Here is an 11,232-nt window from a genome sequence, read left to right as displayed (position 1 = left end):
TTGGGGTATTTTGACTATAACATGACAGCCAACGTTTAATGACCATCGTTTATTGAATAATAAAAAACCACCGTTAATGGATAACGGTGGTTTTTTTACGATCATTTATTTTAATAGCAACTGTTTTGCTAGTTACTATTCTAGCTACTTTGTCACTAAGCCGCTCAGCTCACTCATGAGCACAGATAGCGTTGACAGACTGATTTGAATATCATCATTACTATCGAGCTTGTGCATCTCTGTCGTTATCAATTCGAGCTGGTTTTGATGACGAGACTTCCATTCACTAAACGCTTGTTTTGCATCGGGTTTTGAGAGAACAGCATCCATCAATAGACGCAAGCTGCGTGATAATTCATTCGCTAAGGCATGACGTGCACGGCGATCCCAATAGCCTTGTTGCGGTAAAGTCGCGATGTTATCCGTCATCCAGTCGAGCTGCAAGACTTGATAGGCTTCAAAGTATAGAGTCGCAATCTCATCGACAGGACGTTCATACTGCTCGGCAAGTAACGCCGCATCTAGCGCATCGACATGGTAAGGCAGCATAGCAAACAAGGTGGCATCACTATCGGACAGATCTTTTTGCATTAGGCTATGAGTGTCTTCTTCTAAGTACTCTGCAAATTGCTGCTCAATGAACCCGCCTGATTTGGTTAATTTCTCAACACTATCTCTAAAGCGGCTGATCATATCAGCGACTTGCAAGTTTTGCCCAAAGGTATTGATGAACCAAACCACACCGCGCTCGAGCGCATCACGTAGACGTAGCTCAAGGTTGAGCAATAATGTCGCATCGACTTTATTATCTAACGACTCAAGCGTGTTCCAAGCTTTTGATACATTAAAGACATCACGGCTAATCGCGTATCCACGGATGATGGTCGCTAGAGATTGGTCTGTTTCTTCATAGAGACGGAACAATGCTTCGATACCCAAACGGTTGACCACACTATTGGTCATATAAGTACTGATAATCTCACGATGCAAGCGATGCTCAGTCATCTCATCAAAGAACCGCGTAGCCAGCTCATCTGGGAAGTATTTGCGCAGCTCATTGATGAAATACGGGTCATCTGGCAAGTCAGATAGCAACAAGTTATCGTAAACCCACATTTTGCCATACGCCATGACCACGGCAAGCTCAGGAGGGGTCAAACCCGTATCTGCTTTTTGACGCTTGGCAATCTCTTCGTCTGCTGGCAAGTACTCAATAGCACGGTCAAGACGCCCTTCACCTTCTAGCATCTGGATGAAGCGCTGATGATCGCTTAAGTTAGCAGCGGCACGGATATGGCTGAGCTCAATCGCTTGCGGTTGTAGATAGTTCTGGCGCAGCACCAATTCTGCCACATTATCAGTCATACTTTCTAGCAGCTCATTACGCTGTTTTAAAGTCATATCGCCTTGTTCGACTACTTTGCCGAGTAGGATTTTGATATTGACTTCATGATCTGAGCAGTTCACGCCGCCTGAGTTATCGATGGCATCGGTATAAATGCGCCCACCCGTTTGTGCGTATTCGATACGCCCTTGCTGGGTGAAGCCCAGATTACCCCCTTCTCCAATCACCGCACAGCGCAGCTCATTACCATTGATACGCAGCACATCATTAGCACGGTCACCAACATCGGCATGGCTCTCGCTTTCACTTTTTACATAAGTACCGATACCACCATTCCAAATGAGGTCAACCGGTGATTTCATCAAAGCACTGATGAGATCGTTAGGGGCTAAGTTGTCTTCGATAATATCGAAGAGGTCTTTCATTTCAGCACTGATAGCGATACTTTTATCTTGACGTGAGAATATACCACCACCTTGACTGATTAATGATTTTTCATAATCAGCCCACGATGAACGTGGCAATTCAAACAAACGCGCGCGCTCAGCATATGAGGCAGCAGTGTCTGGATTAGGGTCAATAAAGATATGCAGATGGTTAAAAGCAGCGACTAGCTTGGTATGGGTTGAGAGCAGCATACCATTGCCAAATACATCACCACTCATATCACCGATGCCGACCACAGTGAAGTCGTCACGGTTTTGAATGTCCATGCCACGCATACGGAAGTGGCGTTTAACCGACTCCCAACCACCGCGAGCAGTGATACCCATAGCTTTGTGATCATAACCGACCGAGCCGCCCGAGGCAAAGGCATCATCGAGCCAGAAGTTGTATTCGGCAGACAAGGCGTTGGCAATATCAGAGAAACTTGCCGTGCCTTTATCGGCTGCAACGACTAAGTACGGATCGTCTTCATCATGACGCACCGTATCGGCTGGCGGGACAATTTTTCCATCTACAATATTATCCGTGACATCGAGCATACCGCGTAAGAACGTCTGATAACAGGCGATACCTTCGGCTTGGAACGCTTCACGGCCATCTGCCATAGATTTGGTCTTGACGATAAAGCCGCCTTTTGAACCGACAGGAACAATAACCGCGTTTTTAACCATTTGCGCTTTGACCAGACCGAGTACTTCGGTACGGAAATCTTCCATACGGTCTGACCAACGTAGACCACCACGGGCGACTTTACCACCGCGTAGATGTACGGCTTCAACGCGTGGCGAGTAGACAAATATCTCAAACATTGGCTTAGGCTTGGGCAAGTTTGGAATATCTGCTGCCAAAAACTTAAACGATAGGCGGTCTTTACGCACACCTTCACTGTCTCTCTGATAAAAGTTGGTACGCACCATCGCATTGATCAAGTCTAAGTACCAACGCAAGATACGGTCTTCATCTAGACTATCAACGTCTATCAATGCTGCTTTAATTCTCTCTTGAATCTGCGTGGTTTTTTCTTGGCGCTCATCTTCACTATATTTAGGATTCATGCGTGCATCGAACAAGCTGCTTAATGCCACGCTAATGTCGCTATTTTTGACCACAGTCTGCTGAATATAAGCACTAGAGAATGGTGCACGGGCTTGCATCATGTAGCGCTGCAAGGCACGGAGCACAACCACATCATGAGTATCTAACTTGGTAATTAATACCAGCTCGTTAAAAGAGTCACTCTCAACACGTCCTGCCCAAATCTGCTTGAGGCTCTCTTCAAATTGATTGCGCACCACTTGCATATTGACCGTATCGACATGCTCCAAGGTGAGCTCATACTCTTGCATCCAAATAGGCTTCTCAGGCAAGTCAAACTCATAGGTTTGCGCTGAAATCACCGAGACACCAAAGTTTTCAAGAATGGGCAATACTTTTGACAAGATGACTGGCTGCTCACGACCATAGAGCTTCAGGTGCAATTGATTACTCGCGTCACCCGTTGACTGATACAAGTGCCAAATCATTGGCTGAACGTCGGTTAACCCAGACAGACGCTTGACATCTTCGACGGCGGTACGAGCATCAAAGCGCTCTTGGTAAGCGGCAGGTATGTAGTTTAAGAAACGACGATTGAGTGCATTGGCTTGTTGTTCACCCACATTATCGAGTAGCATTTTTTGATAATGATCGCCCCATGACTGCATGAGTGCCGATAGTTTTTCTTCTAGAGCTGCTGTATTCACCTCATTAACTTGACCGGGCACGGTGCGTACATGGACATGCACACGAGCATGGGCAGATTCATTGAACTCAGTGGTAAAGCCAGATGACGTACCACCGTAAGCATCTTTCAAGACATTTTGTACTTTAATGCGCAATTCGGTGTTGAATTTATCACGGGGAATATAGACCAAGCAGGAAACAAAACGCTGATAATGGTCGATGCGGCTGAATAGACGTAGGCTCTTTTTGTCTTGTAATTGGCTGATGCCAGAGACAATTGGATATAACTCTTCGACACTGGCCTGAAACAGATCATCACGTGGCAAGGTGTTGATGACGTGCATCATCTTATGGTGTGCATGACCATCTCGTGGCAGATATGCCATTGCCATAATTTTATTGGCTTTTTCGCGCAGTAGTGGTATTTGCTGGACGGTCAGCTGATAGGCTTGCGACGTCAGCAAACCGATAAATCGATATTCACCGACCAGTTTACCGTTGTCATCGAACTTATGAATGCCCAAAAAGTCCATATATACTGGACGATGCACAGGTGAGACACGGCTTGATTTAGAGAGCATTAGTACGCGCGGCTCAGTCAATAGCTGCTTGAGTACTGTTGGCAATTGGCTAAAGCTTTCTGACAGTTTGTCTTCTTCAGCGCCACGTAGCAGACCAAGCCCACTATTACCAATAGCAAATAAATCCAAGTCTGCATTTTTAGCGTTGGTAGCATCGCTGTTGACATCCATCATACTACCGCCTTCTAAGCGGTACTCACGATAGCCTAAAAAGATAAAATGATCGTCTAATATCCAATCCAAAAATGCTTGAATCTCTTTCTGGGAATAGAATACTTCTGGCAGTGGTTTTTTTGACAGTTCAGATTGAATAGAAGTCAGTTTTTCTCTCATTTGCTTCCAATCGCCAACGACCGTATCAAGCGTGTCCACTTTTGCTAATAATAGTTCTTGTAATGCTGCTAACTCTTCGTTGTCTTGATAGGCAATTTCGCAATGAATCAAAGATAAGTGAGACGTGGCGCTTTCATGCGCGCCCTCAATATGAACGATATTGCCGTCATCATCACGCGCAACACTAATAATGATGTTATACGTGCGATGGACGTCGATACCTTGAGCCTCAAGGCTCATCAAGATTGTGTCTACCAAGAACGGCCTGTCGTAAGCCACTATCTGTATGACTGTGTGTGAGCTGTGGAAATGCTGCTCTTCTGCCTTTGGATTTAAAATGGCGAGTTGTGGTTTTTTGCCATCATACGATTTCAGTAGCGTAAAATGATGGAGTGCCATGCCAGCTAAATCAGTATTACTTATCGCCTCTGCTGTTTCCTGATGCAGCGGCTGGTAATAACTATGAATAAAATGATCAAATAGCGATTTGTCATTTTGTACATAGTTGGTGGCAATATCGCTTATCTGGCTTATGTGCTCTTTTGCGATACTTAGAGAGTTTGGCATGTTTGCTGTCCTTGTTATAAGTTTAGTACTTCAATTTTCTCTATCTATTTTCACTCATTAATCAATATCAATGACTAGCAACGTTTGAATATAATGAATCTTACCGATGTCAGATGGTAGTACTCCATTTGTGAGCTACCTTGTTATTATTGGCATCCTCTCCTGGTTTTTATTGCCTAACTTTTATAAGAGCAAACGGCTTGCTAGATTTGATACCGTTAATATGTTGAAGTGTAACGCACCTACGCTCATAGCTAAAGCGTACAACATCATTTCATGAATCAGCAACATGCCGATAACCTTTGCTCATGAGACAATGAAGCCTTAATTATTGGCGAATACTTGCTGGCAAGTGGATACTCATGGTAATCAAGACACTTTTTTTGTTAGAATATGACCGTATCTCTCAGAGTGTATGACTAACTCATTATTAACTTTAATGCTAAGGGCAAGACGTATGATGAATATTTTGGTGATTGGCTCAGGTGGTCGCGAACACGCGCTAGCATGGCAATGTGCAAAAGACGACAATGTCCAACACGTTTACGTCGTGCCAGGCAATGCTGGTACTGCCCTTGAACCTAAATGCCAAAACGTTGTTTTAGAGCCTGCACGCAGTGAGGCGGACGAACACAGTGCTGTCATCGAGTTTTGCCAAAATAACGCCATCGATATGGTCATCGTAGGCCCAGAAGCGCCACTAGTTACAGGTATCGTCGACGCCTGCCGTGCTGCTGGCATTAAGGCTTGGGGACCGACCGCATATTGTGCGCAATTAGAAGGCTCAAAAACCTTTGCCAAAGAATTCATGGCACAGAACAATATCCCGACGGCGGCTTATCAAGGATTTACAGACGCTGATGCTGCCAAAGCCTATATTGATGAGCAAGGCGCGCCTATTGTTATCAAAGCGGATGGTCTAGCTGCCGGTAAAGGTGTTATCGTTGCGGAGACTGTCGAACAAGCACATGATGCAATCGACGATATGCTAGCTGACAATAAGTTTGGCGACGCCGGTAGCCGTGTCGTTATCGAGCAGTTTTTGCAAGGTGAAGAAGCCAGCTTTATTTGTATGGTTGATGGCAAGAATATCCTGCCGATGGCAACCAGCCAAGATCATAAGCGCGCTTTTGAAGGCGACACTGGGCCTAACACTGGTGGTATGGGTGCTTATTCTCCTGCACCAGTCGTTACTCAAGAGGTTCATGACAAGGTAATGGCACAAGTTATTCAGCCCGTGGTTGACGCTATGAATGCCGCTGGTCATCCTTATACTGGATTTTTATATGCAGGCCTCATGATTGACAAGGCAGGCGATCCGTATGTCATCGAGTTTAACTGCCGTTTTGGTGATCCAGAGACACAGCCTATTTTAATGCGTTTGCAGTCTTCAATGGTAGATTTAGTCGCTCAAGGGCTGGCTGGTCAATTGCCAAGTGATGCTCAATGGGATGCGCGCCCTGCCCTTGGTATCGTGGTTGCCTCAAAAGGCTATCCTGAAAATTCTTCAAAAGGTGATGTGATTGCTGGTTTGCCAGAGTTGGATGCCAATAGTGATAATGCGGTTAAAGTCTTTCACGCAGGCACGGCCTTTTCACATGATAGCAATGCTGATACGGCAAATACGGGTAATAACAAAGAAGTTATTACTAATGGCGGACGAGTATTATGCGTGACGGCATTAGCAGATACTATCTCAGAAGCTCAACAAGCCGCATTGGCAGTAACAGGTGCAATCAGCTTTGATGGGGCGCAGTATCGCCGCGATATCGGTCATCATGCGATTACCCGCGAAAAAGCAAAGGCATAGTCCATTATTAACAAGCTTTCTGACGATGTTTGGCAAAATTGAGCCGTTTTAAGACTACTGTTAGCTATTCTAAGACTACTAAAATATATCAATGTGCTAATTAATGACACGCCCTAGTGCTATGCTAGGTCGTGTTTTTTGCTGTATCTTTAAATCGATACAGACTTTTTACTTTATGAAGTCGTTTGTAGCAACAACATTGGCTAGCGTGTGTAAACGTTCGAATCTTACTTTAGCTTACAAAGTAACTGCCAGTAGTCAACTAAGGCTTATAAACCGCCTTCTCTTTATATGATACAATTTTGTACCCGTTTGTACCTGCGCGTCGCATCTCTCTTGTATTGTAGGTTTTGAACCCGCAAATCAATACCAACTGGATGAATGATTATATTTATGGCAAATGATACGTCTAAACCTTCTAATAATAAGCAATCAATTGACAACTTAAAAACCTCAGGGTTTGAGCGTCGTATGTCGATTGCCAAAACCTCTCTAAATATTGGTCGTCGTTGGGCAGGCAATAGCGTGTCTGGTATGTTTTTGAATAAAGAAGCGCGCACGGCACGTAACCAAGCTTTTATGGAAGCGCAGGCAAATTATGTGGCAGAAGAACTGGGCAAACTGAAAGGCTCAGTAGTAAAAATCGGTCAAATGCTGGCCATTTATGGTGAGCATGTATTGCCGCCTGAGATAACACGTGCCTTACAAACGCTTAATGATGATACGGCTACCCTATCATGGCCAACCATCGAGCATACCTTGCGTCAACTACTGGGTGACAAACTCAGTGAGCTTGATGTGGATACTATCCCGATTGGTACAGCTTCTCTTGCCCAAGTCCATCGAGCCACGGTGTTAGCGACTGGTGAGCAAGTGGTGTTGAAAATTCAATATCCAGGGGTGGCAGACGCCATCAACTCTGATCTTGCTTTATTTAAGCGTTTGCTAAAAGTCAGCAACATTGTCCCGCAAACGCGCTCGCTCGATGCATGGTTTGAAGAGATACGCGACCTACTCCATCACGAAGTTAATTATGAGGCAGAGGCTGCAACCACTGAGCGTTTTTATGAGCGTTTGATAGATGATCCACGTTATGCTGTGCCCAAAATAAATCGCACTTATTCGAGCAAACGTCTGTTATGTATGTCTTATGAGCCTGGCATTAGTGTTGTTTCTGAAGCGCTACAGCTTTTGCCCCACGAGCGCCGCAATGCCATTGGTCAAGCAGCCATAGAAATTATGATGCAAGAGATTTTTGTTTGGGGCGAGATGCAAACGGATCCAAACTTTGGTAACTACCTCGTCCGTGTCAGCGATAATGAAAACGATATTGATAAGTTAGTATTATTAGATTTTGGGGCTATTCGCCAGTTTGATAACACTCTATTGACGATTGCTCATGGTTTACTAAAAGCTGGTTATCGTCATGATCATCAGGCGATGATCCAAGCCATGACTGGCTATGACTTTTTTGACACGATGAGTGAAAAAGTTCGTTCTGATATTGCCTCGTTATTTTTATTGGCAACTGAGCCTTTTAGTGATCCCGCGATGAATAGCGACATTCCTACTGATTGTTTGGATGAACAAAACCGTTATATCTGGGCAAATAGCAAGCTGCATTCACGCCTCTCATCTGCTGCGACACGGGCGATGCAGTCTTTCGAATTTAATCTTCCACCAAAAGAATTTATGTTTATTAGTCGTAAATTTATTGGTGCTTATACTCTTTTAACAGTTTTAGACGCCTATACGGATTCTAATAAATTAGTGAAGCCTTACTTGTAATATGAAATGAGTGTAATTTTTGGACTGCCCTTTAGTGGCAGTCTTCTTTACGTAACTATTTTATTTACTTAGGCTATTTAGTATGTAATATAACTTACCATCATTAATGACTTTTAATGTTTTTGTTATTCGCTTAGGCTATTTTTTGTCTTTCACATTACTAGCATGCCAATCATCAAACCTCGTTTTATAGCCCTCTGGCTTACGCATCGTCAGCTCCCAACATGTCTCTCCGCGTGCTAGGTACTTTACCTCAAAGTGCGTACGCTCACTGTCTATTGGCACGTGGTGGCGAATATTTGGCAAACACCATACCGCAGAGGCTTGTTGCACTGCATTATCCATATACGCTTCTATATTAGTCGCTAGCACCACTTCTCCGCCAACTTTTAGACGCGATAATAAGAACTCAAAAAATGGCATATTCAACCATTGTTGATTAGGATTGTGCTGTTCAGGGTTGGGGTATAGTATAAAAATTTTGGCAATACTACGGGGTGCGATCGCATGTACGATCCACGCGATGGCATCAGCATGAATAGCATTTAAGTTATCTACATTTTGCTGTGTGGCAAGTTTAGCAAAGGCTTCAAACTTATTACGAGTACGTTCAATGGCTATCAGCTGCTTGCCAGGATTCTGTGTAGCAAAACTGAGCGCGTGCTTACCCTTCCCTGCACCAATCTCTAGCAGTAAAGGGACATTATCTTCAATTTCGTTGATTATTGTTGGAACAATAAAGTCACGCGGTGCTGACAGTTTATGTGGTTGAAAAGCGCGGGTTTTCTGATGGGAAAGCGTTGGTTGTTGCATCATGATAAGATATAGCCCTGTGAACGATAACCTTTAGCAAGGTATCAATATGATTGTTAAACTATTGGCTTTGCTTAGATTGATTTGGTTTGACATAGATAGACGGGTATTTGCCTTTTGTCATTCTTTAGCCCCATGCTATTATACCGATTCTCGTTCACTGATTATACTTTTCCTAATAACCATGAGGATGGCCTCACTTATTATGACTGACTCTACTTCAAACACATCACCCAAGACCTATCCTTGTCCACGCTGCGGTACCCTGACGGCATGGCAAGACAATAAATATAAACCATTCTGTAGCAGTCGCTGCAAAATTATCGACTTAGGTGCTTGGGCAAACGAAGACTACACGTTACCTGCGGAAACCACACCTTTCTCTGACGAACTATAACCTACACTTTTATTCAATTATTATACCAAGGATGTTTTACATGTCTGCTACTTACCTGATGCCCACTTATAATCGTCAACCAATTAGCTTTACACGCGGTTCAGGCAGTTGGCTCTATACCAAAGAGGATACGCCATACTTAGATGCCTTAACTGGTATCGCGGTGTGCGGCTTAGGACATTGCCATCCACAAGTGACTGATGCTATCCAGCAGCAAGCAGGTACCTTAGTTCATACGAGTAACCTATTCGGTATCGATTGGCAAGAGCGCGCTGGCGAAGTGCTATGTACAGCAGCTCAGATGGACAGCGTGTTTTTCGCTAATAGTGGCGCTGAAGCAAACGAAGCGGCGTTAAAAATGGCGCGTTTATATGCATACAAGCAAGGTTTTAAACGTCCAAAGGTCATTGTAATGGAGCAATCGTTCCATGGCCGTACCTTACTGTCCTTATCAGCAACCGCCAACCCAAAAGCACGCGAAGGCTTTTATACCTTGGACGATGACTTTATCCGTGTGCCCTTTGGCGATATTGCAGCGGTTAAGCAAGCCGCGCAAGCTCATGATGACATTTGCGCCATCTTTGTAGAGCCTATCCAAGGCGAGGGTGGACTCAATACTGCCCCCAATGGCTTTACTTATCTTGAAGAGCTGCAAGCAGAATGTGATGCTCATAACTGGCTATTTATGCTGGATGAAGTGCAAACCGGTAATGGTCGCACCGGTAAATATTTTGCTTATCAACATAGCAACGCTCGTCCTGATGTATTGACGACAGCCAAAGGTCTAGGTAACGGTTTTCCAGTCGGCGCTTGTATGGTACGCGGTCGCGCTAACGGCTTGTTCGGTGCTGGTAGCCATGGCTCTACTTATGGTGGCACGCCATTAGCCAGCCGCGTGGTTCATAGCGTCTACGAGGTATTAGCGAACAGTAATATCATGGAAAACGCAGTGACTGAAGGCTTATTCATCAGAGAAAGTATAGTCGATACATTGGGACAATATGGCGTTAGCAGTCGCGGCGCTGGTATGATGATTGGTATCGCGCTACCTGAAGAGTTGGATTGTAGCAAGCTGGTGGATCGTGCCCGTGACGAGCAAAATCTGATTATCAATGTAACTGGTGGCCATGTGGTACGCTTACTGCCACCGCTTAACATCAGTCGTGACGAAAGCACACAAGTGGCTGATCGTTTGATTGATTTATTAAAGCCGTCGTTTTAGCCCAAAGGTTTAGAGAAACAAACCCTATTTACAGTTAAAAAGAAGCCTATAGATAATCGCTATCTATAGGCTTCTTTTGCTTACTACTGATCAAGCTTTATGGGTATAGTCATTCCACTATAAAAGTATTACTGCGTTAACCTCGCTTGAAGTATTTAATATACGTCTACACTCGGTTGCCTTGTACTACTTTTAAATTGAATCGAC

At 44.3% G+C, this 11,232-nt stretch carries 6 protein-coding genes; 4 read left to right on the top strand and 2 right to left on the bottom strand.

Features of this window, described 5'->3' with window-relative positions:
* Nucleotides 1-144: 144 nt before the first annotated feature.
* Nucleotides 145-4,995 (bottom strand): NAD-glutamate dehydrogenase, encoded by a 4,851-nt coding sequence (locus ACTQ9T_RS04885; protein ID WP_440464237.1) that lies wholly within the window; start codon nucleotides 4,993-4,995, stop codon nucleotides 145-147.
* Nucleotides 4,996-5,455: 460 nt separating this feature from the next.
* Here ACTQ9T_RS04885 and purD point away from each other — a divergent pair, with 460 nt between their 5' ends.
* Nucleotides 5,456-6,805, top strand: coding sequence for a phosphoribosylamine--glycine ligase (purD, locus tag ACTQ9T_RS04880; RefSeq protein WP_440464465.1), 1,350 nt, complete (start codon nucleotides 5,456-5,458; stop codon nucleotides 6,803-6,805).
* A 393-nt stretch (nucleotides 6,806-7,198) separates the two neighbouring features.
* The gene (locus ACTQ9T_RS04875) at nucleotides 7,199-8,593 is read left to right on the top strand and encodes an ABC1 kinase family protein (RefSeq protein ID WP_440464236.1); all 1,395 of its coding nucleotides are present in this window, start codon (nucleotides 7,199-7,201) and stop codon (nucleotides 8,591-8,593) included.
* A gap of 138 nt (nucleotides 8,594-8,731) precedes the next feature.
* Here the strand turns inward: ACTQ9T_RS04875 and ACTQ9T_RS04870 are convergent, their stop codons facing one another.
* The gene (locus tag ACTQ9T_RS04870) at nucleotides 8,732-9,409 is read right to left on the bottom strand and encodes an SAM-dependent methyltransferase (protein ID WP_440464235.1); all 678 of its coding nucleotides are present in this window, start codon (nucleotides 9,407-9,409) and stop codon (nucleotides 8,732-8,734) included.
* Nucleotides 9,410-9,611: 202 nt separating this feature from the next.
* Between ACTQ9T_RS04870 and ACTQ9T_RS04865 the strand changes: the two genes are divergently transcribed.
* A complete protein-coding gene (locus tag ACTQ9T_RS04865; protein WP_194618554.1) occupies nucleotides 9,612-9,803 on the top strand; it encodes a DNA gyrase inhibitor YacG in 192 nt (63 codons plus the stop codon).
* A gap of 40 nt (nucleotides 9,804-9,843) precedes the next feature.
* The gene (locus tag ACTQ9T_RS04860) at nucleotides 9,844-11,025 is read left to right on the top strand and encodes an aspartate aminotransferase family protein (RefSeq protein ID WP_194618556.1); all 1,182 of its coding nucleotides are present in this window, start codon (nucleotides 9,844-9,846) and stop codon (nucleotides 11,023-11,025) included.
* Nucleotides 11,026-11,232: the final 207 nt, after the last annotated feature.

Source organism: Psychrobacter sp. ASPA161_6 (assembly GCF_051970285.1).
In the GTDB taxonomy this organism is placed as follows: Bacteria; Pseudomonadota; Gammaproteobacteria; order Pseudomonadales; family Moraxellaceae; genus Psychrobacter; species Psychrobacter glaciei.
Note: the sequence above shows the minus strand (reverse complement) of the source record. Positions and strands in the feature narration are given on the sequence as shown.

Coding starts and splice junctions, on each gene's coding strand:
- ACTQ9T_RS04865 (WP_194618554.1), top strand. CDS start 9,612: ATGACTGACTCTACTTCAAACACATCACCCAAGACCTATCCTTGTCCA.
- ACTQ9T_RS04885 (WP_440464237.1), bottom strand. CDS start 4,995: ATGCCAAACTCTCTAAGTATCGCAAAAGAGCACATAAGCCAGATAAGC.
- ACTQ9T_RS04860 (WP_194618556.1), top strand. CDS start 9,844: ATGTCTGCTACTTACCTGATGCCCACTTATAATCGTCAACCAATTAGC.
- ACTQ9T_RS04870 (WP_440464235.1), bottom strand. CDS start 9,409: ATGATGCAACAACCAACGCTTTCCCATCAGAAAACCCGCGCTTTTCAA.
- purD (WP_440464465.1), top strand. CDS start 5,456: ATGAATATTTTGGTGATTGGCTCAGGTGGTCGCGAACACGCGCTAGCA.
- ACTQ9T_RS04875 (WP_440464236.1), top strand. CDS start 7,199: ATGGCAAATGATACGTCTAAACCTTCTAATAATAAGCAATCAATTGAC.